The sequence below is a fragment of the Micromonospora sp. MP36 genome, from assembly GCF_008119785.1.
Lineage (GTDB): Bacteria > Actinomycetota > Actinomycetes > Mycobacteriales > Micromonosporaceae > Micromonospora.
Genome location: NZ_VSFA01000042.1, coordinates 1 through 25,430, shown reverse-complemented (window position 1 = coordinate 25,430; position 25,430 = coordinate 1). Strand labels below are relative to the sequence as shown.

Genomic DNA, 25,430 nt, shown 5'->3' with positions numbered 1-25,430 from the left:
CGCGACAAGGCCCACCGTGCCCAGGCCGCCTATCCCCCTGGGTGAAGCATTCCCGCTGCGGCAGCACGGTGCCGGCCAGCCCCGCCAGTCGGGCCGACGCCGTCGGCTGAATCAGGACAGATCCACGAGGTCGCGCCCATCCGGGAAAGCCGGGCCGCGGGGGCACGAGCCGGTGGGATACTCCCTCTGCTGGCCGTCGACCCGGGGCTGCCGCCTGCACCACCACGATCCGCTCTCGGGCTGCCGCCGACGGCGGTCGGCCGCGGATTGGAGGGCCCATGCACCAGCCGGGAGTCATGCGTCCACCTCGTGCAACCACTCTGCCCGCAGCGGGCCTCGCGGCAGACCCCTTCGTCCACAACGCCAGGGATCACGGTCTGGCCGGCGACGGGACCACCAACGACCAGCCGGCGCTGCAGCGGCTCGTCGACGAACTCGGCGCCGGCTACGCCGCCGACGGCCAGCCCCGCACCATCTACTGCCCGTCCGGCCTGTACTCGATCCGGGACAAGGGCACCGTTTGGCGAAGCGGTGTCTCACTGATCGGCGCGGGCCCGGCCGCCACCCGGTTCGCCCTGGCCAATCCGGGAGATCCGACCTCCCCGACTCCCCTCGCCTTCTTCACCGTGCAGAAGCACGGCGCCAGCCGTGACAACCACATCGCCGACTGCACCTTCGCGCACTTCGAGATCGACGGCTCCGGCGTGCGGCTGTCCCAGTACGACGTGCTCGCCAAGGGCCTGGGCCTGCAGTACGTGTGGCGGGGCCGCTTCCACGATCTCTACATCCACGACACGGCGGCCACCGGCTTCGGCTGCGACTTCCTACAGGACACGTTCGTCGACAACCTGTTGATCGAACACTGCGGGCGGCTGGAGAACGGCGAGTGGATGGGCGGCGCCGGCATCGGCATCGGCGTCGGCGGCTGGGGGCCGGTGGAGCGGTGCACCGTCAACGCGTGCACCACGATCCGCAACGGCACCAGCGGCATCTTCTTCGAGTTGCAGGGAAAGGACTGGACGCCGCCGCGCGGGATCCGCGTCATCGGCTGCCACTCGGAGGGCAACCGGTTCGGCATCTCCGACTGGGGCACCGACGGGCTCATCGTGTCCGGCTGCACGCTGATCGGCAACCACCAGGCCGGCTACGACGTGTCGTCGCTGGGCACGACCAGCGTCGCCGGGCGGGGCGGCATCGTGACCGGCTGCGTGATCGAGGACAACGTCTGGGACGGCGTCGCCATCGGCAACACCCCCGGCCCCTACACGGTCGAAGGCAACCGCATCAGCCGTAACGGCCGCTACGGCTACTGGCAGCACAACCTCGCCGGCGGTGCCCAGGAGCCCGCCACCGACATGATCATCAAAGACAACGAGTTCTGGGACAACGCGCTCGAGGGCATCCTCGCCGACTCGTCGCTGGCCGACGTCGCCATAGCCGGCAACCGCATCCGCAACAACGGCCGGCGCACCGCACCCGCATCCTCCGGCGCGGGAGACACCGTCACTTACACCGAACGGTCGCTGACCGACACGTCCGCGAACTGGGTTCCGGACGGACATCGCGGCAAGTGGATCACCGCCGACGGACGGCGGGTCATCGTCATGGGCAACAGCGCGACCAAGCTGGTGCTCGCGCCACGTCGCCCCGGCGCGCCGACCGCCTGGCCGGACCGCACCCCACCGCCCGGGGCCCCGTACCAGATACCCGGCTCCCCGCCCACCCGGGCCGGCATCACCCTGGCCGCCGCCACCTACCGCCCCACGATCCACAACAACCGGGTCTGGGACAGCCAGCCCCACCAGACCCAGACCCACGGTCTGCAGATCACCGGAACCGGCACCTGCGAATCCGGGTGGGTCCACGACAACTACTGGGACGGCAACGCTGTCGCGGCCGCCCGCTTCGACACACCCCCGTCCGGCGGCTGCTGGTACCACAACATCGGCCTCGACGACGACCCCGGCGCGCAGCGCTGATCACCGGCCTGGTTCCTGCCGTCCCAGGTAGCGCCAGGCAAAATTCCGGTGCCGGTGCGGCACCTGGATAGGTAGCTTTCTCGGATGACCGCTGTCCCGATGGCCACCTCGCACCTGCAGTTCTGCACCGATCCGGCCGAGTTTCTCGCCGCGGCCGGTGACCATCTGGCCGCCGATCCGGTGATCAGCACGGTCGTGGCCGGTGTCGCGCACCGGATGTCGGCTCGGCAGGCCGAGGGGATCGCGCCGCCCGACCGCGACTGGTGGTTGGTGGTCCGGGACGAGTCCGGTGCCGTGGTCGGTGCGGGGATGCGGACCGCGCCGTTCGCGCCGTACCCGCCGTTCCTGCTGCCGATGCCGGACGACGCGGCCGTGGCCCTGGCCCGCGTGTTGCACGAGCGCGGGGAGGAGGTGCTCGCGGTCAACGGGGCTCTTCCCGCCGTGCAGCTGTGCGCGGCCGAGCTGGCCCGGCTCAATGGGGGCCAGGTCCGGGTCAGCCAGCACACGCGGCTGCACGAGCTCGGGGAGTTGGTCCCGCCGGCGCCCGTGCCGGGCGGCTTGGTGGTCGCGACCGAGGACGACGTGGACCTGGTGACGGAATGGTTCGGCGCGTTCATGGGTGACGCCGACGAGCAGGCGGGCCGCCCGCGGGGGGTCAGCGCGCACGAGGTGCCCGAACGGGCGGAGTTGCTGCGCCGGCTCCGGGCTGGGCGGATGTGGTTCTGGGTCGACGAGGACGGGCAGCTGGTGCACCTGACGGGCGCGAACCCGCCGTCGTTCGGGGTCGCGCGGGTGGGCCCGGTGTACACGCCGCCGGCTCAGCGCGGGCGCGGTTGGGCCAGCAACGCGGTCGCCGAGGTGTCTCGGCGGATCCAGGCCGAGGGTGCGCGGGTGTGCCTGTTCACCGACCAGGCGAACCCGGCCTCCAACAAGGTCTACGCCAGGCTCGGCTATCGGCCGTTGGTCGACATGGCCAACCTCGTCATCGTGCGCTGACGCCCGACCCGACCCCGGTACGGCGTTCCGCGTACCGGCCGTACGTTGCCGCGCGTAGCTCAGGTGTCGCTTCCGGTGGGATGGCCGGCGGCGCTCCGGCGGGCAGCATGCCTTTCGGATCGGTGCCGGGACGGCCCGCGGCAGGCGCCGTGTCTGGCAGCTACCTCGGAAGGAGTGACCAGCATGGTGACGCGCAGCGACCGGCGATGGGGTTGGTGGGGCATACTGTTCGTGCTCGCCTTCATCGCCAGCATCCCCGCCGGCAACGCCCTCCTGGCCGGCAAGGCCCTCTACCTGCCGGACGCGTCGGCGGCGGAGTTACGCGCCTTCTACCAGGACAACCTTGCGGCAGTGCTCGTCCAGTCGGCGTTGCAGGCAGTGGCGGCGGTGGCCCTGTACCAGTTCGGCCGCCGGGTCGGGGCGGCCCTTGAGCCCGCCGCCGGCCGGCGGGAAGCCGCCGTCGCGACCGCGGGGACGACGGCAGCCGCCGGATTCCTGTTCCTCTCCGTGGTCTGTTCGCTGCTGCTCCTGGTGACCGCGCCATCCGCGGGCGCGGCGGTCGTCGCCGCGCTCGGAAAGGCCACCCTGCTCGCCGGCGGCCCGGTGCATCTCCTCGGCCTCTCCCTGCTCGTCACCGCCTCGTCCGTCGTCGCCCTGCGGTCCGGCACGCGTACCCGGTGGGTGTTCCACTATGGCCGGGTCGCCGGTCCGTTGCTGGCCCTGTCGATCATCTCGATCGGCTGGTCGCCGTTCGTGAAGGCGGAAGTCCTGTGGCGGCTGCTCGGCGTCATCTGGATCGTGAGTGTGGCGGTTGCTGCGCTGCGCGGCGGGATCAGCAGTGCTCACCCCGCCCGAGCGGGCGATGCCGTGGGCGCCCGGAGGTGACCCGCCTGGCCCGCTGCGGGTCCCCGTCCGGCCGTCGAGCTGGGCTCAGCCCCGGCACAGGGGTACGTCCGGCTCGACGACCGTCCGGTTGACAATGTCCTTCTTGAGGAAGTCCGCCTCCTGCGGGATGCTGACGTGCAGTACCTACTCGATCGCCTTGGCCAGCGGTTCCGACATGTTGATGCCCTCGCCGGCTCGCACGGTCAGGACCAGTGTGGATCCACGGCATTTGACGGCCGGCCCGGCCAGCGGCAGTCCGACCCGGCCGGCCGCGGAGCCGTTGGTCAGTCCGAGCGAGGCGACGACACCGACGAACGGCCCGGCGCCCGCGACCGGCAGGCCGATCATGAAGCCGAAGCGGAACTCCGCCGCCACGACGATCGCCTCGACGCCGATGGACACGCCGCGCAGGGACTGCATGATGCTCTTCTGCACGGAGAAGGCGGGCGTGAGGACGGACGAGCCGACGTACCGATCGGGCCGTCGAGGCCCCACCGGCCGGTGGCCTGCAGGTTGCCGTTCTTCGCCGTGAACGCCGTCTCGACAAGGAACTTGAACGTCTGCTTGAGGGTCGCGGGAAAGCCACCGATGATGATGGGCTGCTTGATCTCGATGGGAAACTCGATCTTCGCCTTCTTGTTGTCGCTCAACCCGCCCTCCGCGCCGGCGGCGACCGTGATGGCGAGTCCCTCGACCCCGTCGATGCGGAACGACGGGTGCGGAACGACACCGTTGGTCACCCGGATGTCGCCCCACACCCGCGGGTTGCGGACCAGCAGCTGGATGTCGAAGTCGACCTTGAGACGCGCGGCGGCCGTGCCGTGCTCGGCGGTCAGCCCCAGCTTCGAGCTGTCCTTGTAACGCCGTGACCTCCCAGTCGCCGACCTTCCGCTGCACGCTCCGGGCCGCCTCGCTTCCCGGACCGCGTGCCGGCGCGAGCACGATGGGCGGCGCGGCGAGCGGCGCGAGCACGATGGGCGGCGCGGCGAGCCGGAGGCCGGACGTGCCGATGGCGTTCACGCCGAGTCCGGTCGCCTTGCCGGCGTCCGGCATGACCGGCGTCGCCGGAGTCCCGTCGACGACCTCTCCGAGCAGGTCGGGCAGCGGGCTGAAGGTCTGCGACTCGAGATCGAGTGCCTGGTCGATCGGGAAATGGCCGTCCCGCACCACGTCGGTCAGCTGCACCGGAGCCAGGGTGACCGCCTTGTCACCGCCGGCCGGCTCGACCTTCGACATCCGGTTGATAGACCACCGACCCGTCCGGCTTCGGGCCTTATCCGTACTGGTTGCCGCAGGCATCAGAGCCGCCCGAACCGAGCATGCCGCAGCCGGCGGTCAGCAGGACGAGGCACATCAGCCCCCGATGCCGCCGGCCCGCCACCGGGCCGAGGTCCGCCCAGGCCTGCCGGCGCGGCGGCGGCCGGCCTCCGTCACGAGGGCACGCGTCGTCGTGCGCCGACGCTAGGCCGCCAGGGCCCCTCGCCGAATGCGGTGATTCCCTATGCGACTCACCGGTGGGCCAGCGGACGGTGGTCGGCTACGCGGGCCGGAAGGGCCACTCCTCGAACGAGTTGCACCGCCCGTCCTCGGCAAAGCGCATGACCCACAGGTCGCGGTACTCCTGCTCGACCGGGTCGCCGTACCGGACCTCCACGCGCGCCACCGCGGTGTTGCCGTCGACCGCGACGATCTCGCTGGTCATGTGGAACACCTCGTCAGGGCTGTCGCGCTCCTTCTCCCACATCCGGGCGATGGCCGGCAGGCCGATGACCGGTGCCCGGTAGGGGCCCTGCAGATAGCTCGCCTCTTCGGTGAAGATCGTGGCGAGCACCTCGGTCCCCGGCGTGCGCCACGCCTGCTCGTAGGCCGCGAGCCAATCTGTCACCTGTGTCCGATCCACAGGTGTCCATCCTGCCAGGTGATCGGGTGCGGAGCGGCGGAGTCGAGCTACGCCACGACGGGGCTGTCGGACCGCCGCGGCATGATCTGCGACCGTGACCGATTATCACGAACTGCTGGGCCGCCTCGCCCGCCGGGCCGGCGAGGACGAACCCACCGTACCGCTGGAGGGTGGCCTGCCCGCTCCGCTCTCCCGCGCCAGGATCGCCGAGGCCGAACAGCGTCTGGGCTTCCCGCTGCACCCGTTGCTGGCCGCGATCTACCGCGACGTCGCCAACGGCGGCTTCGGCCCCGACTACCAGCTGCTCAGCCTGATCGACGGCCCGACCGAAGAGCAGGCGGTGGACTGCTACACCGAAGCGCGCACCGCGCACGCCGGCACCGAGTGGGCCTGGCCCGAAGGTGTCCTGCCGATCCTCACCTGGGGCTGCGGCATGTACGCGTGCGTCGATTGCCGCAGCGCTGAGGGGACTGTGCTGCTCTTCGAACCCAACCCGGGAGATCCGGACGTCGCCTGGTGGATCGACTCACCCAGTCTCCGGCAGTGGCTCGAGCACTACATCCACGACACGGGCTGGTGGGTCAAGGCGGAGGAGGGCGAGGGCCTCGACGACATGCCGCCCTGGCCGCACGCCAGGGCCAGGGCAGGCAGCTGACCGTTCCGCGGCCAGCATCTGCTGACTCGCCATGGCAGCGCGCCGGTCAGCCGAGCAGCGCGGCGAGCGCGTCGGCGAAGACCTCGTGGTGTCGGGCGACGTCCTCGACGGTGGTCTGCGGGCACATCAGCGCCATGTTGTGGAACGGGGTCATCAGGATGCCCCGGTTGATCAGATAGACGTGCAGGAAGTCCTCCAGGTCGGCGTCGGCGCAGGCCGCCGATTCGGTGCCGGTGCGGGGAGCCGGAGCGGCGAAGCGATACTCCACCCGCGCGCCGAGCTGGCTCACCGACCAGGGCAACGCGTGTTCGTCGATGATCTTGCGGATGCCGTCGGTGAAGACGGTCGCCACGTCGATCATGCCGGCGAACGCGTCGTCGGTGAGCACCTCCTGCAGGGTGGCCCGGGTGGCCGCGATCGACACCGGGTTGCCGGCGAGGGTGCCCCCGACACCGCCCATGTCGACCAGGTCGAGGTCCGCGCGGCCGGTCAACGCGGCGGCGAGTTCGGCGGACAGACCGTACGCGCCGACCGGGACGCCGCCGCCGATGGCCTTGCCGATCGTGACCACGTCCGGCGTGAGGCCCCACGCGGCGGTGGCGCCGCCCGGGCCGGCGGAGAAGGTGTGCGTCTCGTCGTTGATGAGGTAGACGTCGTGCTGCCGGGTGAGCGCGCGGACCCCGTCGAGATAGCCGGGTTCGGGCAGCACAATGCCGATGTTGGTCAACGCCGGCTCCATCAGCACCGCGGCGACGTCGCCGTGGGCGAGTTCGCGGGCCAGCCCGTCCAGATCGTTGAACTCGGCCACCCGGCTGGTCACGGTCACGTCGCAGGGGGCGCCGACGTTGCCCTCACGGCTGCGCGGGCGTCCGTCCGGCCCGACCACGATCAGGGACTCGTCGACCGAGCCGTGGTAGCAGTAGCTGTTGACCAGGATGCGGGGTCGGCCGGTGACGGCGCGCAGCAGCCGGATCGCCCACCGGTTGGCGTCGGTGGCGGTCAGAGTGAAGCTCCAGGCGGGCAGCCCGAAGCGACGGGTGAGCTCGGCCCCGACCGTCGCCGCCTCCTCGGTGGGCAGCATGGTGCTCGCTCCGCCGAGTTCGGCCAGCCGGCGGGTGACTGCGGCGACGACCGGAGCGGGAGAGTGTCCGGCCATGGCCCCGGTGTCGCCGAGGCAGAAGTCGCGGTAGTCGTTGCCGTCGATGTCGGTGAGGCGGGCCCCGCGGGCCCGGTCCACGTAGACCGGGAAGCCTGCGGCGTTCTTGTTCATCCAGGTCATCGGCACCTTGCCGAACAGGTGCTCGGCGCGGGCGTACGCGGCGGCCGACCGGGGGTGCCGGTCGACGAACTCGGCCCGTTCGCGCTCCAGCAGGCTGTTGAGGCGGGTGCGGTCAACTCCGCCAGCTACGAAATCCGTCGGCATCCGGCGACAGTAGCAACGAAATGACCAGCGAACCAGAGGCCGCGCGACTGATTCCCGCCCCACCGGGATAACGCCGCACCGTTCCCTCCCATCGCCCGGATGGGCGGAACAACCGGTGCCTGCCGGGCATGATGAGAGAAGCCACCCAGGAACTGGAGGGATGGGCATGCGGCTCGGCCTGCACTACTGGAACTTCTCCACGCCCGCCGACCCGTCGGAGATCGCCCCGGTCCTGACGGAAACCGCCCGGATCGCGGAGCAGGCCGGGGTTTCCACGTTCACGGTGATGGACCACTACTTCCAGATGGAGTTCACGACGTCGGCCGAGGAGCCGATGCTCGAGGCCTACACCACCCTGGGCTACGTGGCCGCGAAGACGGAACGGATGGCGCTCTCCGCCCTCGTCACCGGGGTGATGTACCGCCACCCGGGCCTGCTCGCCAAGATCGTCACCACGCTCGACGTGCTCTCCGGCGGGCGAGCGCGGCTGGGCATCGGCGCGTCGTGGTACGAGCGCGAGCAGCGCGGCCTCGGCGTACCGGTCGTCCCGGTCAGCGAGCGCTTCGAACGGCTCGGGGAGACGTTGCAGATCTGCCGGCAGATGTGGAGCGACGACAACGGCCCGTTCGACGGCAAGCACTACCAGCTGACCGAGACGCTGTGCGTGCCGGCGCCGATCAGCCGACCACACCCCCCGATCATGGTCGGCGGCAGCGGCGAGAAGAAGACGCTGCGGCTCGTGGCCCGCTACGCCGACGCGTGCAACCTGTTCGGCGAGAGCCGCGCCCAGGTCGCGCACAAGCTCGACGTGCTGCGCGAACACTGTGCCGCCGAAGGCCGCGACTACGACCGCATCGAGAAGACCGTGCTGGTCATGCGCCCGCCCCTGGCCGACGTCGACGCGTTCGTGGCGGAGGTGGCCGAGTACGCGACGCTCGGGGTGACCGAGGTGCAGACGATGCCCGACCGCCACCCGGTGGAGTTCGCGCAGCAACTGGCCGAGCAGCAGGTCGCGGCGCGACTGGCCGACCTGCCCTGAGTCACTCCGGTCGACGCGTACGGCCGATAGTGGCGCATCGCGTCGCACCGGCCCCGACCGCGATCGTCGGATAGCCTTCCGGAGATGCCGGCCTCACTGTCGCCCCGCCTCGCCGCGATCGTGAACGCCCTTCCCCTTCAGCCGCACTCCCGCGTCCTCGAGATCGGATGCGGGCCCGGGGCGGCCGCACGAGCCGTCGCGGCCCGGCTCACCACCGGCCACATCCTGGCCATCGACCGATCCGCTGCCGCCATCGCACAGGCCGAAGCCGGTGCGGCGGACGAGATCGCGCCCGGCCGCATGAGCGTCCGCCAGGTCGCCGCCGAAGATTTCGTCCTGCGGACTGGCGAAGAGCCGTTCGATCTCGTGTTCGCCGTCCGCGTTGGTGCCCTCGACGGGCGGCATCCCCGGGCCGGTCAGCGGGTGCTGCGGCGGATCGCCAGGGCGACGACGGCGGACGCCCGACTCTTCATCGACGGCGGCGACCCGCTTCGTGAACTACCCATCCCGCGGTCGTGAGAACTGCCGACGACGCAGTGGTGGCCGGGCGCAGCAGTGCGCCCGGCCACCACGATCGAGGTCAGGTCAGCCCTGACCCCCGAGGTACATCGCGTTGAACAGCAGCCGGTAGGTGCCGTGCGACTGGGCCCGGTGCTGCGGCTTGAAGCCGATCATCACCACGTTCCCGTCGCCCACCTTCGCCGTCACCACGGCCGCCTTCCCGCCGATGACGTCGTCACCGAGGAGGAAGCCGCTCTTCAGCAGGTTCGTCTTCGGCCAGGTGGCCGCCACGGTGACGCCCTGGGCGCCCTCGTTGACCTCGAACGCCGGGCCGTTGGCGACGAACGCGGACGCGGTCGAGCCGAACCCGGCGCCGACCGGGTCGGTGGCGTCGACGTTGAGGTTCAGCACGGAACCGGGGATGTTGTACCGGGTGTCCGCCACGCCTTCGGTGACGTCCTTGACCGGCACGCCGAACGCCTTGATCGGCAGCTGGGCCGCCTTGTTCAGCGTCACGACCGTGCCGCCCGCCTCGACGAACTTCTTGAGGTTGGCCACGCCCGCGTCGGTCATCCCACCGGTGTATTCCGGCGGTAGCGACCCCGCCGTGCGGCCGTTACGCATCGAGCTGTACGTGGCGTCGGGCAGCACGATCGTGTCGAACTTCGCCCGCAGGTCGCCGGCTCGGACCGCGGCGTTCGTCAGCTTCTGGTACCCGAAGCCGAACTGGTCGAGGATGAGCCGGGTCCAACCCTCGTCGTAGTTGTTGAACCCGTCGTACAGGCCGATCCGGGGTGCGGCCAGCGTCGTCACCTTCGCCGGTTTCACGTCCACCGCCGCGATGCTGAGCCCCAGCCGGGTGGCCAGCGACGTCACCCGCGCGTCGGTGCCCGCCGCCGGCGTGACCAGGAACGTCCCGGCCGGCAGGCTGCCGGTACGGGTGGTCACCTGGCCGCCGCTGCGGTAGACCTTCTCCCCCGCCGCGAGCAGCGCGTTCACGGCGGCGGAGCTGTCGTTGACGCGGGGGTCGAGGGCGTAGGCGTACTTCGGTGCGCCCGCCACCACCCCGGCCGGCACGGTCGGCCAGTCCACCTGGCGGGTGGTGGCCGCGACCGGCTGGTTCAGCTTGTCGACCGTGACGCCCATCTGGAACGACAGGGTGTAACCGGTGATGTCGTACGGCGGCTCCAACGGGCCGCCGGGGTAGAGCCGACGGTCCGGGTACTTCTGCGCGTTGAGCAGGTCCAGGACCGCCGCCCGGTAGGGCTGCGCCTCACGGACGACGTAGCTGCCGGCCGGGTAGGTGCGGTTGCCCACGGTGAACGAGCTCACCGCCTGCTCGACCCGGATGTTGTTCCACCGCAGCTTGTCCACCAGCTTCGTGGCGGTCGGGAAGTCCGCCTGGTCGGCCGGGATCACGTAGGTGGTCTTGCTGCCGTCACGCGCCCCGTCGCGGGCCATCTGCGACACCCCGTAGAGCAGGGACTCCCGGTCGTCGCTGGCCACCCGCAGCATCGCCCACGAGGCCGTCTTGATGTAGTCGCAGCTCTGCGACAGGTGCCACTCGCCGCCCTTCCAGGGGCTGGGGTAGAACACCGACGGCTCGCTGGTCGAGGTGCCGTCCGCGAAGGTCTTCGGGAAGGTCGCCGGGTCGTAGACCCGCGGCGTCGCCGAGGCGTGCGCCGTCTCGGTGAGGATGCCGATCTGGTTGTGGTAGTACGGCGCGGTCCGCGCGCCGCCGTTCCACCAGATGTCGTACGACTGGCGCGCCAGCGCGCCGCCCTTGTCCTCCCGCTCCAGCCGCTGTCCCATCGCGTCGCCGACGAGGTTGACGCCGCGGACCACCTGGGGGTGGATGTTGGGGTTCAGCGGATCCTCGTAGGGCGGGATGCTGATCCGCGCCGGGAAGACCGCCGTCTGGTGCACGTTGTGCATGACCTGCGGGATCCACTCGTGGAACAGTTGACGCCCGACGTTCTGGGTTTCCTGCAGGTTGAACATGTACCAGTCACGGTTGTTGTCGTGCCCGGCGTACTTCTGGTAGAGCTCCGGATAGCCGGCGTCCTGGTAGGGGCCGCCGAGGTTCTGCCGGTACCACTCGGCCACCTTGGTGCCGCCGTCCGGGTTGACGTTCGGCACGAGCAGGGTGATGACGTTGTCCCGGATCGCGCGTGCCTCGGGCGTCTCGCTGGTCACCAGGTCGTAGGCGAACTGCGGGGCGGTCTGGTGACCGGCCACCTCGGTGGAGTGGATGCCGAAGTCGACCCAGGCGATGGCCTTGCTGTTCTTCGCCAGGTCCCGTGCCTCCGACTCGGAGAGTGTGTCGCCCTGGGACAGCCGCACCGAGGTCTGGCGGTAGCGCTCGAGGTCCTTATCCTTGAGGTTCTTCTCGGAGGAGACGATGGCCATCAACTGCGGCCGGCCCTCGCTGGTCTTGCCGATCTCGACCAGCTTCATCCGGTCGCTGGCCTTGTCGAGCGCCCGGTAGTAGTCGGCGATCTGCTCGTAGGTGGCCAACTTGTAGTCGGCGCAGGGCACCCAGCCGATCACCGACTCCGGCTTCGGTACGCGGTCCCCCGCGCTGGCGACGGTTCCCGAGGTCAGCACCGGCGTACCGATCAACGTCAGTACGCAGGCGACCGGCAGCGCCGTCCGCGACAGTCTTCGTTTCACCTGACACCCCTTCACAGCACAGTGCACAACGGAAAAGGGTCCGACAGGGGCGGCCGCACCAGATCGGGTGAGATCGATTCAACCGGCTTCGATCATTTTCAGGAACGCTCGCCGCGGCAATTGAGCAAATCTTGAGCCTTGTTGATGTCGCCGGCGCCAGCCGGACGGCCTGCGGCGCCGGCACGCGGACCAGCAGCGGGGCGGCTCAGGAGAACCCCGCTTGCCCCGCTGCGGTCTCGCCGCAATTCGTCTCCCCGGCGGGGAGGTAGGTGAACGCAGCACGTCGTTTCAACGGCACGGGAGAATTGCGGTCGAGGTTTCCCGCGACCGCAGCGCAGATATTCGCTTCGCGATCCAGCGTGAGACAACGGAGGGCGGGAGCCGCCTCCCGCCCTCCGTCCCGGGCTACTGGGTGAGTTCGGCGACCTGCTCGGCGGTCAGCCGAAGCTCCTGCGTCGGTGCTTCCGCGCGCGCCCTGGCTTGGGCGGGCGGGTCGGCGGGCCGCCGCAGATGCCAGTCCGTCGTCGCCTGGTACGCGGCCACCACCGACAACAGCCGGTCCTCGGCGTACGGCAGGCCGCCCAGGATGGTGCCGATCGGCACGCCGGCGGCGGTGAACCCGATCGGGAAAGCGATCTCCGGCAGGCCGAGGATGTCGAACGGCACCGGGTCGGTCTGCACCACCACGTCGCACCCGTCGAACAGGTCGTTGAGCACTCGTTCCATCAGCAGCAGCTTGGCTCGCTGGCCCGTGAGAAACTCGTTGCCGCCCAGCAGCGCTCCCTGCAGCCAACTGGTCACCGACACGCCGAAGCCACGCAGGTCGGTGCGCAGGTACGGCATGAACGGCTCGCTGCGCTCCGGCAGCCGGATGTTGTTGAAGGTGCCGCCGGTCAGTTGGCTCCACCCCTCGGGCAGCGGAACGTCCACGAGGGTGGCGCCGGGTATCTCGGCGAGCTGGGCCAGGTAGGCCTGGCGGGCCGCCGCGGTGGCCGAGGTGCCGTTGGTGAATCCGGGCAGCACCCCGATCCTGGTGTTCCAGCGCAGCTTGACCCGGTTCCTTCGATACACCGGCGTGGCCGCGTCGATCAGATCGGGCACATCGGGCAGCCCCTGGCTGCGCGGGTCCGCCGGGTCCTCGCCGGCCATCGCGGTGAGCATGATGGCGGCGTCCTTGGCGTCGCGCGCCAGCGGGCCCGGATGATCGCGGGTGTAGCTGAGCGGGATGACGCCGGTGGCCGAGACCCGTCCCATGGTCGGTTTGAGCCCGGTCAGGTTCTGCGCGTTCGAGGGGGCGGTGATCGAGCCACCGGTCTGGGTGCCGATGCCGGAGGTGGCCATCCGTCCGGCGACCGCGGTGGCGGTGCCGGTGGATGAGCCGCCGGGGTCGGTGTTGCGGTTGGTCGGCGTCCAGGCGTTCACCGTGGTGACCACGCCGGCCGGGGTGGTGGCACGGGTGGTGGCCAGCGGGCCCATCTGCGTCTTGCCGAGGACGATGGCGCCGCCGGCCTTGAGCCGGGCCACCGCGGTCGCGTCGTACGGCGGCACGAAGTCCTTGAACAGGAAGGAGTTCGCGGTGGTGAGGACGCCTTCGGTGTAGTAGTTGTCCTTGATCGCCAAGGGTATGCCGTGGAGCGCACCGGGTCGCGGCGCGCGGGCGGCGTCGCGGGCCGCCGCGATGGCCGCGTCGGCGAGCACCAGGTTGAAGGCCTGGTACGTGCCGTCGTACGTGGAGATGCGCGCCAGGTACGCCTCGACCAGTTGCTCGGGGGTCAGCTTGTTGGCGCGGATGAGCCAGGCTGCCTCGGCGATGGTCAGCTCGGTCGGATCGGCGACGGCCTCCGGCCGGGGCTGGGTGTAGGCGTTGGGCTGGTCCAGGGCCTGGTTCCTCGTACCCGGGTTCACGGTCAGGGCGCCGCTCGCCACCGCCATCGAGGGTGCGGCGACGGTGGCGCCTGCGGCAGAGGCGACGGCCAGCGCGGCAGCGCGGGCCAGGAACGCCCGGCGGTCGATCGAGCGGTCGAGTGGTTCGACGGTCATGCCTTCCGCCATTCTGCGCTGTTCGAGGGGTACAGGATCGGCACGTGTTGCTGCGACAGCGCTTTCCCGAGCGCGGGGTCCGTCGTGCCGGGGGCGGGCATCTGGTACGCGGCCAGCGTCGCCACGGTGCCGCGCAGGAACGAGCGCAGCGAGGCGAGTACCGACTCCTGCCCGGGCGAGCCGGTTTCCGGGTCGGGGGTGCTGCCGGGCGGGAGTTGATCGAGATCGATACCGAGAGCTGCCAGCCGAGCCCGGATCAGGACGTTCAGCTCGGCATCGGTGGGCGGAGTGGGGGCCATGGGTGCTCCTCTGGTGCTGCACGTCGCCGTGTTCCATCGAAGTGAGCTGAACCTAGGCCGCTCACCGCACGTGGGCGCACCGCGGGCGGGGAAATTGAGGGACTCTTGAGTCTGTCGGTCCGACGTGGACGACAGCGAACCGCACCACTGCCGGGCCCGGCGCCCGGCGTGGTTCAGACGGGGACCTCGGCGCTCAGCACGATGGTCTGTTCCTGGGGCAGGTGAAGGAATTCGGCCTGGCTTGCGGCGTTGTGGGCGAGCCCGATGAACAGGCGTTTCCGCCAGGTGGCCATCCCGGGCTGCTGAGTACACCGCAGAGTGATCCTGGAGACGAAGTAGGAGACCTGGTCGAGGGCGATCCCGCTGGCCAGGGGGTGGCTGGCGACGCGGCGCAGCACCTCGGGGAAGTCGGTGGGGTCCTGGAAGCCGAAGACGGCGCTGACGTGGATGATGCCGTCATTCGGGTCGCCGAGGTCGTCGACGGTCAGGCGCTGCTCCCAGGGAATGTGTGGGACGTTCGCGGTACGACCGGAGATGAGCACGATTCGCTCGTGCCGGACGTGGTTGTGCGCGACGTTCGCGCGCAGTGCCAGCGGCGTCGTCTCCTTGTTCGGATGCGGGAACACGGCCGTGCCCGGCACCCACGGGATGTTCGCGCGGTGCAGGGAGTCGATGAACTCAGCCAGTGGACCTTCCCGTTCGGCGCGTCGCGGGGTGACCAGCGCGGCGCCACGCCGCCACGTCACCAGGATGGTGAACAGGACGACCGCGATGAACAGCGTCAGCCAGCCACCGTGACTGACCTTGGCCAGGTTCGCGGCGAAGAAGACCAGCTCGATGCTGCCGAAGACCACCCCGAACAGCACCACCCGCCGCGCGGACCAGCGCCACAGCATCCGCGCGACGACCAGGACCAGGGTCGTGGTGATCAGGAACGTGCCGGTGACCGCCACCCCGTAGGCGGCGGCGAGTTTCGTGGACGAACCGAAGGCGAACACCACCACCAGGACCCCCGCGAACAGGCTCCAGTTGATCCCGGGTAGGTAGATCTGCCCGTACTCCCGTTGAGAGGTCTGCCAGATGCGCAGGTGGGGCAGGAAACCCAGCCGCATCGCCTCCCGGGACACCGAGAAGGCCCCGGAGATCACCGCCTGGGACGCGATCACGGTGGCCACGGTGGCCAGGACGACCATCGGCAGCCGCGCCCACTCCGGCACCAGCAGGAAGAACGGATTGGCTCGGCTGTCCGGCGCGCGCAGGATGAGCGCGCCCTGGCCGAGGTAGTTGAGGGTCAACGCGGGAAACACGATCGCGAACCAGGCCCGGCGGATCGGGGCGCGACCGAAGTGACCCATGTCGGCATAGAGCGCCTCGGCGCCGGTGATCGCCAGCACCACCGCACCCATCGCGACGAACGCGATGACCGGATGTTCCACGACGAACAGGACCGCGTACGTCGGTGACAGGCCGGCCAGGATGCTCGGGTGACGCAGCACCTCGGCCGCGCCGACCACGCCCAGGCAGGCGAACCAGAGCAGCATGATCGGCCCGAACACGTTCCCGACTCGTCCGGTGCCCCAGCGCTGCCCGGCGAACAGCACGGTGAGGATCGCCGCCGACAGCGGCAGCACGACCACCGCCAACTGCGGGGAGGAGACCTCCAACCCTTCGACCGCCGACAGCACCGAGATCGCCGGGGTGATCACGCTGTCGCCGTAGAAGAGGGCGGCGCCGAGCGCCCCGAGCGCCAGCACGGTGGCGGCTCGCCGGCCACCGGCGTTGCGCAGCGCCCGTCGGGCGAGAGCGGCCAGGGCCATCACCCCGCCCTCGCCGTCGTTGTCGGCCCGCAGAATGAAGATCACGTATTTGATCGACACGATCAGGGTGATCGACCAGAAGACCAGCGAGATCACCCCGAACACGTCACGGTCGTTCGGCACCAGGCCGCGATCGAGCGTGAAGACCGTCTTCAACGCGTACAGCGGGCTGGTGCCGATGTCGCCGTACACCACACCCAGCGCACCCAGCAGCAAGGTCAGCCCGGCCGCTTTCCCCGCGCTCGGCGGACCCGCCAGCGACGTCTGGGACGCGGTCCCACCGTCCTCGGTTGGCCCGCTGCCGCCCGCCGCCGGCTGCTCGTCGTTCGCTCGCTCCGACACCCCACAGGCATACCAACCCGCATGCCGCTCCCCACCCGGAAACCGGAACTGGGCGGAGGTGATCTCTCTTCGCGGTGCGCCTGTCTGCACGGGTTGCGGCACGGGGATGGCCTGCACGCGGTGGCAGGGTGCGCGTGGACAGCGGAATCGCCGCAGGATAGGACAGCAACGGCTGCTGTCCCTGACTCAAGGAGCCGACGAGTGCGTGTCAGCATGGCGACCAGCCCCGGTGCGGCCGGGCAGCCGAACGAGGACTTCGCCGGCGCTGTTCCCGGCGCCGTTGTGTTGCTGGACGGCGCCGGCATCCCGGGAACCGAGTCGATCTGCTCCCACGGTGTCGCCTGGTACACCCACCGTCTCGGCGGCGCGCTGCTCGGGCGGCTGTCGCGGGACGACGGGCGCGACCTCCCGGCGATCCTCGCCACCACGATCGCCGAGATAGCCGCCGATCACCGGGACACCTGCGACATCACGAACCCCAGCAGCCCCCAGGCGACCGTGGTGATGGTCCGCGCCCACCGAGGCCGGCTGGACTATCTGCTGCTCGCGGATTCCTTCCTCGTCCTCGACCAGGTCCGCGGTGGCCCGCAGGTCATCACCGACGAGCGTGAGGTCACCGCTCGGCGGATCTGCTCGGCGCCGTTGGAAGGCGTTCCTCGGAGAACGCCGGAGTACGACCGCATCCGAGACTCCTGCGTCGAGGCGCTGCGGGCTCGCCGGAACCAGCCGGGCGGCTACTGGATCGCCAAGGACGACCCGCACGCGGCGGCGGAAGCGGTGACCGGCAGCCGGCCCCTTCATGACCTGGCCGGCGTCGCGCTGCTCAGCAACGGCGCCAGCCGGATCGTCAGCCCGTACGCCCTGACCGACTGGCCCGGCGTGCTGGACCTGCTCAGCGCCAACGGGCCGGCCGACATCATCCGCCGCGTCCGGCAGGCCGAAGCCCGCACCTCCGCAGGCCCCGATGCTTCGATGCCTGATGACGCCACGGTGGTCCACTGCACCCACTTGCCGCGCTCCGTCGGCGCACCGTCCCAGCCGGCAGGCAACCGCTGATGCCGCGCTCAGGATGCGGCAACCCTGCATATTCATCCGCACTAGTCAATGCGCTAGTGGAAAGGATCGACCGCTTTCGTCACATCTTCCGTCATCTGACTACTTGATCTTAAAGTGATAACCGTCAATACATATACGGCAGTATTTTGGGCTTCCCCACCCGCTATCCGAAAGGTAGGGAAGATGTCCACAAGACTGCTCCGTGGCCTCGCAGCTGTCGCGGTGATGACCGCGGCGACGCTGGTCACGGCGGGCAACACCGCGAGCGCCGCCCCGGCCACCCTCCCCACGTCGAACAGCGCGGTCATCGGAAGCTCCGCACAGCTCAGCCCCGAGGTGGCCGGCACCGTCACCGGTCGCGGCCCCGACGCCCGGCAGCGGGCCCTGGCAGCCTACTGGACCCCGACGCGGATGAAGGCGGCCAAGCCGGACACCGAGATTCCCGCGGTGAAGGCGGCGCGCGACAACGCCCGGGACCGGGCCAAGAGCGCGACCCGCCCGCAGGGACCGTCCGGCAGCATCGCCCCGGCCGCGCCCGCCGTCGAGCCGAAGGCGAGCGGATCCACCGTCGCCCCCTCCGACATGTCCACGCAGGCCTACTACCCCAACTACCCGGTCGGCCACCCGGTGGCCCGCACCTCCGGCAAGGTCTACTTCACCCTCAACGGCGGCAACTACGTCTGCTCGGCGACCATCGTCAACACCGAGGGCAAGTCCGAGGTGTGGACCGCGGGTCACTGCCTCACCGGCAACCGGGCGTGGGCGACCAACTGGACCTTCGTCCCGAACTACAACAACGGATCGGCCCCCTACGGCTACTGGTACGCCACTCAGCTGTGGACGACCACGGCCTGGTTCAACAACAACGGCGACTTCGCCAACGACGTCGGGTCGGCGGTGATGGCCCGCAGCAACGGCTGGCGGATCACCGACTACCTCGGTGGCCAGGGAATCGCCTGGAACTACCCGATCGGCCAGTACGACTACGCCTTCGGCTACCCGGCGGCGTCCCCGTTCAACGGTGAGGTGCTCACCGCGGAGAACGGCCCCACCTACGACGGGGGCGGCGGCACCATCTACATGCTCAACTACATGACCGGTGGCTCGTCCGGCGGCGGCTGGCTGATGTCGTTCGACGGCAACTGGGGCTACCTCAACGGGCACAACGACTTCAAGTACAACACCCTGCCGCAGTACATGTTCTCGCCGTACTACGGCAACCAGGTGGCGGACCTGTACAACACCGTCCGGAACATCTCCAGCTGACCGGGACCGAATGGCACCCGGTCCGGCTGGACCGGGTGCCATCCGCCGGGCAGGCCCTACGGGCTACCCCCGACCATCCACCCGCGATGCCCGGGTCATGGAGCGACCAACTCCTCGACCCGCGCCGGCGGCACCACGGGAACCACCGGAGGCGTGGCGCGACGGCCCGACCAGAGCACCCGGGCGACGATCCCCGGGGCGAAGAGCCCCGGCGGCGGCGTCATCAGGTTGGCGACGCTCAGGAAACGCCGCCCGACGACGGGGTGCCGCGCGGCGGCGACGTGCAGCCGGGTGACGTACCCGTTGAGGAAACGGGTCCGGCGGCTGCGCGGCCCGACGACCGTCGGATGACGCAGGTCCCCGCCGACAGCCATGTCCCACGGCACGTCCACCACCTTCGCCGCCGCCGCGAAGAAGCGGCGGGGCAGCCCCCGCCGGCCCTGCCGGAGGCAGTCGCGCAGCACCATCGCCTCCGCCGCAGCCACCGTCATGCCCTGCCCGTACGCCGGATTGAAGCTGCAGATCGCGTCGGCGACCGCGAGGAAGCCCTCGGGCAGGCGGGCGAGGTGCTCGTAGCGGCGGCGCACGCTGGTGGGCAGCCGCATCCGCTTCGGCGGGCCGAGCGGCTCCGCCCGGCTCAGCAGCGCGTGCAGCTCCGGGGCGGGCAGCCGCCCGGCGAAGGCGAGGTAACCCTCGGGGTCGACCGGCGGAGCCTGGTCCGCGCCAACGCCGAGCAGCGTGACCATCCACCGGTCGCCCTCCGCCGAGATGGCGACCCCGCCGTACGGGGCGGCCGGCGACGGGCTGCAGAGGACGGCGGCGAAGTTGGTCTCGCCCGGAATGCGGCGGTAGTCGCGGGAGACGTACACGGTCTGGGGGTCCACCCGGTCCTCGACGGGCGGCTGGTAGCCGAGCTCGGCGAGCCAGGTGGGGCCGCGGTTGCCGCGGCCGGTCGCGTCCACGACCAGGTCGGTGGCGTGGCGTTCCTCCCGACCGCCACGGGGCAGGATCCGCGCGCCCGTGACGGTGCCGCCGTCGGCGTCGGTGAGCAGCCCCAACGCCTCGCACCCGTGGCGGACCTCCACGTTGGGCAGGGCGCGGACCCGTTCCCGCACGTACGCCTCCAGGGCGCGCCGGCTGACGCAGAGCCCCTCCAGCCCGGAGGCGACCCGGGGGATCCGGTGTCCGTCGTTGACCCAGACGCAGTCGCGCTGGATGTCGATGGCGGCCGCCCCCTGGGCGGTCAAGTCGGCGGTCAGGCCGGGGAAGAGCTCCTCCAGGATCTGGCGACCCCGGGCGAGCAGGCCGTGGGCGTGCCCGCTCTGCGGCACACCCTTGCGGTCGACGGCCTCCGCCGGCAGCTCGTCCCGGTCGAAGACGATCACCTTCGCGTACGACTCGCTCAGCACCCGCGCGGCGAGCAGGCCCCCGATGCTGCCGCCGAGGACGATCGCCTGCCCGGTCACATTGGTGGTGGACACGGTTGACTCCGTTTCATCAAAATGGGTGCCTACAGTGAGCGGCACGGCGCACCGCAGGAAAAGCGAATTGGCGGACGGCTAGCTGACAGTGAATTTCCCGTCAGCGGTCAGCGCCCTTTCCGATCTGTCAGCCAGTCGGCTGAGCGCGGGCAAAGTCCCTGCTCAAGGCGCACCTGTCGGTCACCAGATCGGCGTGGTGACCGATATCTCAGTCGCCTACCGGTCAATTTCCGCCAGCTGCCACCACGCCAAAAGGAGGACGGAGCAACCTGACCGATCGGGCAGCGCAGGAAGGCGGGTCAGGCAACTGCCGCCAGCGACGAGGATGAACACCCATCAGGATCGCCAGACGCTCCACGCCGAATCCGGCAGCGAACCGTCCTCCGGTTTGCTACCGCTTTCCGGTACGGCGCGACCGGGTCATCCCGATCAGTCCCGCGACGGCCAGGCCCAGGCCGATGACCCCCACAGCGCCGACCATCGCCGCCTTCCCGCGGCTGCCCGGTGGGTCGCCGACCTTCGCGGCGGTGGGAGTGGGCGCTGCCACCTCAGCGGTCGCGGAGGCGACCACCGGCACGGGATAGCGCAGGATGGTCGGCTTCGTGCCCGCCGGCTGGTCGGCGGTTTCGGAGACGGTGAGCAGAAAGCGGCCGTCCCGGCTGTAGGTGATCGACTCGCCCTGAGGTTCGTCGGGCAGCGGCACGACTCGCGGGGTGCCGCTCGTCAGGGCAGCGATGACGTCGCCGTCGACGTCGAACTCGAACGCGTCGGCGTAGGTGCGCAGCACCACGCGGCGCCCGTCCGGCGCCGTGGCCGCGCCGGTGACCAGTCCGCCGAGGAACGCGAACGGGTTGCTCGTGGTGGTGTGCGGCAGTCGCACCTGTCCGACCCGTTCCAGGGGCACCGTCGCACCGGGCTTCAGGTCGCCGGTCGGGGCGTACAGGCCGGCGGCGCCGCCCTGCTTGGTCACGATGACGGGCCGGCCGCCGTTGATCAGCAGCGCTTCGGCGTCGTGCGGGCCGTCCGGGTACGTCATGCGGTGCAGCACCGGCCGCTCAGCGCCCGGTGGCAGCTTCCACAGCGCGACGGTCTGCCGGGTGCGATCGTTGTCGCCGATGTCGGCGACCCAGAGCGTCCCGTCGGCGTCGACGGCGAGGTCCTCGGTGTCCCTCGGGCGTGAGGGATAGCGCACGGTCCGAACGACGTCGCAGTCGGCGTCGAGAAAGAAGATCCGGCGGCGCGGCTCCTCGTCGGCGCTGTCGTTGACCACGACGAACCCCGTGCCGGTGGCGACCATCCCGGAGATCTCGGTCAACCGACCGTCTCGCACCTGGCACGCGGGGGTCCCTGACGCGTTGGCGGCTGGCGCCGGAGACGGGGCTGCCACCGCCCGACCCGGAACGGACGCCACGACCAGGACCGCCACAGCGACCACTGCTCCCGCCCGCCCGGGCACACCCTCCCCGTGTCCGGCCACCTGCCGTGCCCTCCTTCACCGCACCTGACGTCCGTCCCGCACCTCGCGAGCACCCTGGCGACAGCGGTCAGGTTCGGGATGTGACTCAGGTGTGCCATCCGGAGCATCCACCGTAGCGGCAGCCGTACGCCGCCGGATCCGGCCCGGGACACCCGGCCAGGCTGGCCCGCGGCGCGGCCCGACGACCGACCCGGCGGCGACCGGCCGCCGCAGGATTAGCGGCCCGCACCACCTGGGTACAGAGCGCCGAGTGAAACTGATCCACCGGCTGATCATCGCGGCCACGGCGCTGCTCGGGCTCTGGGCCGGCCTGGCATATCAGGTGTCGCAGCCACCGGCCGCCTCCGGCTACGCGCGGACGGTGCTGCAGGTGGCCGCGTCGGCGCACGACGCCGCCACCACCGGAGTGCTCGTCGCCCGTCAGCAGTTGCGGGACCACCTCACCGACGCCTACACCACCACGGCCTACGACGACGCGGTGCGGGCGGTGGCCGGCGCGCAGCAGAAGCTCGCCACCGCTGTCGCACCCGACGACGCCTCCGCCGCGCTGCGGGACCGTCTGGTCCCGCTGGTGCAGGACACCGTCCGCGATCTGTCCGACGCCGCCGCAGCCCGGGACGAGACAACCCTCGGCCACGCTATCGACGCGCTCGGGCGGACCTCCCGGCAGCTGAACGACCTGGTCGCCGAGCTGCAGGCGAACTCTCGGCGGGACGGCCCGCCGTGAAGCGGGTGCTGGCGATCGCCCTGGGCGTGCTGACCGCGATCGGCGGGTTCGTCGACATCGGCGACATCGTCGCCAACGCCGAGTCCGGGGCACGGTTCGGCCTCTCCCACGCCTGGGTCCCCCTCGTCGGGGTGATCGGGATCTGCGCGTACGCGGAAATGAGTGGCCGGGTGTCGGCGGTCAGCGGGCGGCCGGTGTTCGACCTGGTCCGCGAACGCCTCGGCCCTCGGGTGGCGCTGGCCAACCTCGCCGGCTCGCTGCTCGTGACGGTCCTGACCCTCGGCGCGGAGATCGGCGGTGTCGGGCTGGCGTTGCAGCTGGCCACCAGCGTCGGCTACCTGCTGTGGGTGCCCGTCGTCGGTGTCGTGCTGTGGGTCGTGCTGTGGCGGGCGAAGTTCTCGCTGCTGGAGAACCTGTTCGGGCTCACCGGGCTGGCCCTGGTCGTGTTCGTCATCGCGTTTCTCCACCTGCATTCCGACACCGGTCAGCTCTGGCGGCAGGCCACCCATCCGGGACCGCCCGTCGGTGAGGACTGGGGCACGTACTGGTTCTTCGCCGTGGCGCTGTTCGCCTCCGCCATGACGCCCTACGAGGTGTTCTTCTTCTCCTCCGGCGGGGTCGAGGAACGGTGGAGCAGCAAGGACCTGCTGACCTCCCGGGTCAACGTGTTCGTGGGGTTTCCGCTCGGCGGCCTGCTGGCGTTCGCACTGATGGCGACCGCCGCCACGGTGTTCCACCCGCTGCAGATGAGCGTCGACTCGCTGTCGCAGGTCGCGCTGCCGGCCGCGGTCGCGTTCGGCAAGCTGGGCCTGGCCGCGGCGATCCTCGGCTTCTTCGCCGCCACCTTCGGCGCCGCCATGGAGACCGGCCTGTCCAGTGCCTACACGGTCGCCCAGTACTTCGGCTGGGCCTGGGGCAAGTTCCGTCGGCCGAACGGGGCGGCGCGCTTCCACACCGTGCTGATGGTGTCGATCCTCGTCGGGGTCGCGGTGCTCATGACCACCATCGACCCGATCCAGCTCACCGAATACACCCTGGTGTTCAGCGCGGTGGCGCTGCCGCTGACCTACCTGCCGATCCTCGTCGTCGCCAACGACAGCGGCTACCTCGGCCGCCGCGTCAACGGCCGGCTCGCCAACGGCTTCGGCCTGCTCTACCTGGTCATCGTCCTCGCCGCGGCCATCGCCGCGATTCCCCTGATGATCGTCACGCGGATGGGAGGCGGGTGACATGCTCATCGGTTTCGACCTGCTCGATCGGCAGATCCTCGACCGCGACGGCGAACCCGTCGGCAAGGTCGACGACGTCGAACTCGCCGTCGACGGCAACGGCACGCCGTACGTGGCAGCGCTGCTCATCGGCCAGCAGGCCCTCGGCGACCGCATCGGCGGCGTCCTCGGCCGCTGGCTGGCCGGCACCGCCCGCCGGCTCGCGCCAGCTCCGACTCCCGGCCCCATCCGCATCCCCTACGACCTGGTCGCCGAGGTCACCAGCTCGGTCAACCTGTCGGTGAGTCGAGACCTGCTGCCCGAGCCGCCCCTGGAGTCCTGGCTTCGGGACCACCTCATCAACCGCATCCCGGGAGCAGACAATGCCGGCTAACCAGCCCGACGCACCGCTGCGGGCGGGTGCGCTCCTGCGACAGCCGGTCCGCGACCTCGAAGGTCGGATCATCGGAAGGGTCGCCGACATCGAAACCACCCGCGACAGCGACGGACACGAACGGGTGACGGCGCTCATCGTCACCACTGGACGGTGGGGACGTCTCCTCGGCTACGAGCGCCACGAAGCCGGCGGCCCGTGGCTGCTCGAGCACCTCGCCCGCATCGTGCTGCGTGGCCACCTGACCCGCGTGCCGTGGCACGACGCCCGCCTGTAGCGCGGTGGTCCGCCAATCCGGTTTGACGGCCAGCGCTGGTTGTCCAGTCACGGGTTCCCGCCCGGGTCGGCGGTACCGCCCGCTGCTTACTGCGGGCCGCGGCGCACGTCCCGGTCCACGGCATTGATCAGCTACCCGTACGGGCATGTCGGCATCTCCCGGGGCGACGGCAGCTTCGTGGCGACCAGCGTGAACGGGCGGATCGGCTCGGCCCGGCTGCCCTACTACGCCAACTACCTCGGCTGGAGCTGGCCGAACTTCTGACTGGTGGACGGGCGGCGGGACTTTCCGTCGCCCGTGCCACGCCCCCGGTGTAGCAGCGAGCGCCCGCCTGGGACCGCCTGCTTGCCCTTCCCGGTGGCCCTGGGTTAGCCTCCCAATGGGCCCGGATGCCGGCGCGCAGCGCCGCCCGGAGCCCGGTTCCCGCACTTCCGGCTGGCACGCCGCCCGCCACACTGCGGACGCCTCGGCTCAAATCCCTGGAGCCGCTGCCGAATGGGCAGCATCCAGCGGCACCTCGCTCAGCGGCGGGCGAAGTAGGGCCGGTACTCGAACGCGGGCGCCGCCGAGGTGACGACCAGGTACGGCCGGACACGCCGCTCGCGCCGGCGTCCGCCGGCGTGCTCCTCCTCCGCACGGCATCCACTCCCGCTCCCGGCTGGTCGCGCTCACCACTGGCCGGGACCGGATGTCTCGGCCCGGTCAATGGCACCGGCGCTCCAGAAACCTGCCGCTCCAGCCCGTCTCCGCCAATCGCCGGCCGGCGACGGTACCTCACACGAAAGGCACCCGATGAACACCGACTCACCCTCGCCGCTCCCGGTCAGCGGCATCCTCGACACCGTCGACGACCATGCCCTACTTCGGGTCGACGGCTACCTGCCCTCCGCGGCCGACGCGTACGTCACCGCCGCCCAGCTGCGCCGGCACGGCCTGCGTCGCGGTGACCTCGTCACCGGCGCAGTCACCGTCGCGCCGCACCGGGGCCGGCATGC

At 70.7% G+C, this 25,430-nt stretch carries 23 protein-coding genes; 14 read left to right on the top strand and 9 right to left on the bottom strand.

What is annotated here, in order from left to right; translation table 11 throughout:
* Positions 1-296: 296 nt before the first annotated feature.
* From FXF52_RS24170 to FXF52_RS24160, 3 genes are all read left to right on the top strand, one after another.
* Positions 297-1,979 (top strand): right-handed parallel beta-helix repeat-containing protein, encoded by a 1,683-nt coding sequence (locus tag FXF52_RS24170; RefSeq protein WP_148800394.1) that lies wholly within the window; start codon positions 297-299, stop codon positions 1,977-1,979.
* An 84-nt stretch (positions 1,980-2,063) separates the two neighbouring features.
* Positions 2,064-2,975 (top strand): GNAT family N-acetyltransferase, encoded by a 912-nt coding sequence (locus FXF52_RS24165; protein ID WP_148800391.1) that lies wholly within the window; start codon positions 2,064-2,066, stop codon positions 2,973-2,975.
* Between the two features lie 183 nt (positions 2,976-3,158).
* Positions 3,159-3,860, top strand: a complete 702-nt coding sequence (locus FXF52_RS24160; RefSeq protein ID WP_148800389.1) for a hypothetical protein — start codon at positions 3,159-3,161, stop codon at positions 3,858-3,860.
* Between the two features lie 144 nt (positions 3,861-4,004).
* Here FXF52_RS24160 and FXF52_RS24155 read toward each other — a convergent pair whose 3' ends face one another.
* Positions 4,005-5,096 (bottom strand): hypothetical protein, encoded by a 1,092-nt coding sequence (locus FXF52_RS24155; RefSeq protein ID WP_255472284.1) that lies wholly within the window; start codon positions 5,094-5,096, stop codon positions 4,005-4,007.
* A gap of 301 nt (positions 5,097-5,397) precedes the next feature.
* Positions 5,398-5,745 (bottom strand): nuclear transport factor 2 family protein, encoded by a 348-nt coding sequence (locus tag FXF52_RS24150; protein ID WP_255472282.1) that lies wholly within the window; start codon positions 5,743-5,745, stop codon positions 5,398-5,400.
* A 109-nt stretch (positions 5,746-5,854) separates the two neighbouring features.
* Here FXF52_RS24150 and FXF52_RS24145 point away from each other — a divergent pair, with 109 nt between their 5' ends.
* A complete protein-coding gene (locus FXF52_RS24145) occupies positions 5,855-6,415 on the top strand; it encodes an SMI1/KNR4 family protein (protein ID WP_148800385.1) in 561 nt (186 codons plus the stop codon).
* Between the two features lie 46 nt (positions 6,416-6,461).
* Here FXF52_RS24145 and FXF52_RS24140 read toward each other — a convergent pair whose 3' ends face one another.
* The gene (locus FXF52_RS24140) at positions 6,462-7,838 is read right to left on the bottom strand and encodes a transaminase (RefSeq protein WP_148800383.1); all 1,377 of its coding nucleotides are present in this window, start codon (positions 7,836-7,838) and stop codon (positions 6,462-6,464) included.
* A gap of 160 nt (positions 7,839-7,998) precedes the next feature.
* On the opposite strand from FXF52_RS24140, the gene FXF52_RS24135 reads away from it, so the two are divergent.
* A complete protein-coding gene (locus FXF52_RS24135; RefSeq protein ID WP_255472280.1) occupies positions 7,999-8,877 on the top strand; it encodes an LLM class F420-dependent oxidoreductase in 879 nt (292 codons plus the stop codon).
* Between the two features lie 84 nt (positions 8,878-8,961).
* Positions 8,962-9,396: a cyclopropane-fatty-acyl-phospholipid synthase family protein gene (locus tag FXF52_RS24130; RefSeq protein ID WP_148800381.1), complete on the top strand. Its 435-nt coding sequence runs from the start codon at positions 8,962-8,964 to the stop codon at positions 9,394-9,396.
* Between the two features lie 66 nt (positions 9,397-9,462).
* On the opposite strand, the gene FXF52_RS24125 is transcribed toward FXF52_RS24130, so the two are convergent.
* The 4 genes from FXF52_RS24125 to FXF52_RS24110 form a co-directional block, all read right to left on the bottom strand.
* Positions 9,463-12,051 carry a M14 metallopeptidase family protein gene (locus FXF52_RS24125; protein ID WP_148800379.1) on the bottom strand — a complete coding sequence of 863 codons (2,589 nt, stop codon included), beginning with the start codon at positions 12,049-12,051 and terminating at the stop codon, positions 9,463-9,465.
* 405 nt (positions 12,052-12,456) lie between these two features.
* Positions 12,457-14,091, bottom strand: a complete 1,635-nt coding sequence (locus FXF52_RS24120; protein ID WP_222870638.1) for an amidase — start codon at positions 14,089-14,091, stop codon at positions 12,457-12,459.
* Positions 14,088-14,390: a hypothetical protein gene (locus FXF52_RS24115; protein ID WP_148800375.1), complete on the bottom strand. Its 303-nt coding sequence runs from the start codon at positions 14,388-14,390 to the stop codon at positions 14,088-14,090. The genes FXF52_RS24120 and FXF52_RS24115 overlap by 4 nt, the downstream gene beginning before the upstream one ends.
* 173 nt (positions 14,391-14,563) lie before the next feature.
* Positions 14,564-16,666, bottom strand: a complete 2,103-nt coding sequence (locus FXF52_RS24110; protein WP_255472279.1) for a potassium transporter Kup — start codon at positions 16,664-16,666, stop codon at positions 14,564-14,566.
* Between the two features lie 84 nt (positions 16,667-16,750).
* On the opposite strand from FXF52_RS24110, the gene FXF52_RS24105 reads away from it, so the two are divergent.
* Entirely contained in the window at positions 16,751-17,605 is an 855-nt protein-coding gene (locus FXF52_RS24105) for a hypothetical protein (RefSeq protein ID WP_187413663.1), read from the top strand.
* Between the two features lie 183 nt (positions 17,606-17,788).
* Entirely contained in the window at positions 17,789-18,871 is a 1,083-nt protein-coding gene (locus FXF52_RS24100; protein WP_148800373.1) for a serine protease, read from the top strand.
* Positions 18,872-18,966: 95 nt separating this feature from the next.
* Here FXF52_RS24100 and FXF52_RS24095 read toward each other — a convergent pair whose 3' ends face one another.
* Together FXF52_RS24095 and FXF52_RS24090 are read right to left on the bottom strand one after the other, a co-directional pair.
* The gene (locus FXF52_RS24095) at positions 18,967-20,352 is read right to left on the bottom strand and encodes an NAD(P)/FAD-dependent oxidoreductase (protein ID WP_187413662.1); all 1,386 of its coding nucleotides are present in this window, start codon (positions 20,350-20,352) and stop codon (positions 18,967-18,969) included.
* Positions 20,353-20,743: 391 nt separating this feature from the next.
* Positions 20,744-21,667 carry a hypothetical protein gene (locus tag FXF52_RS24090; RefSeq protein WP_187413661.1) on the bottom strand — a complete coding sequence of 308 codons (924 nt, stop codon included), beginning with the start codon at positions 21,665-21,667 and terminating at the stop codon, positions 20,744-20,746.
* A gap of 412 nt (positions 21,668-22,079) precedes the next feature.
* Between FXF52_RS24090 and FXF52_RS24085 the strand changes: the two genes are divergently transcribed.
* The 6 genes from FXF52_RS24085 to FXF52_RS24060 form a co-directional block, all read left to right on the top strand.
* Positions 22,080-22,556 carry a hypothetical protein gene (locus tag FXF52_RS24085; RefSeq protein WP_148800371.1) on the top strand — a complete coding sequence of 159 codons (477 nt, stop codon included), beginning with the start codon at positions 22,080-22,082 and terminating at the stop codon, positions 22,554-22,556.
* Positions 22,553-23,785 carry an NRAMP family divalent metal transporter gene (locus FXF52_RS24080; protein ID WP_148800369.1) on the top strand — a complete coding sequence of 411 codons (1,233 nt, stop codon included), beginning with the start codon at positions 22,553-22,555 and terminating at the stop codon, positions 23,783-23,785. Before FXF52_RS24085 ends, FXF52_RS24080 begins: the two co-directional genes overlap by 4 nt.
* A gap of 1 nt (position 23,786) precedes the next feature.
* Entirely contained in the window at positions 23,787-24,158 is a 372-nt protein-coding gene (locus FXF52_RS24075; protein WP_148800367.1) for a hypothetical protein, read from the top strand.
* The gene (locus FXF52_RS24070) at positions 24,148-24,435 is read left to right on the top strand and encodes a PRC-barrel domain containing protein (protein ID WP_148800365.1); all 288 of its coding nucleotides are present in this window, start codon (positions 24,148-24,150) and stop codon (positions 24,433-24,435) included. Before FXF52_RS24075 ends, FXF52_RS24070 begins: the two co-directional genes overlap by 11 nt.
* Positions 24,436-24,558: 123 nt before the next feature.
* A complete protein-coding gene (locus FXF52_RS24065) occupies positions 24,559-24,699 on the top strand; it encodes a hypothetical protein (RefSeq protein ID WP_222870637.1) in 141 nt (46 codons plus the stop codon).
* Positions 24,700-25,227: 528 nt separating this feature from the next.
* Positions 25,228-25,430, top strand: a 203-nt coding sequence (locus FXF52_RS24060) for a hypothetical protein (RefSeq protein WP_222870636.1), incomplete at its 3' end; no start/stop codon positions are given.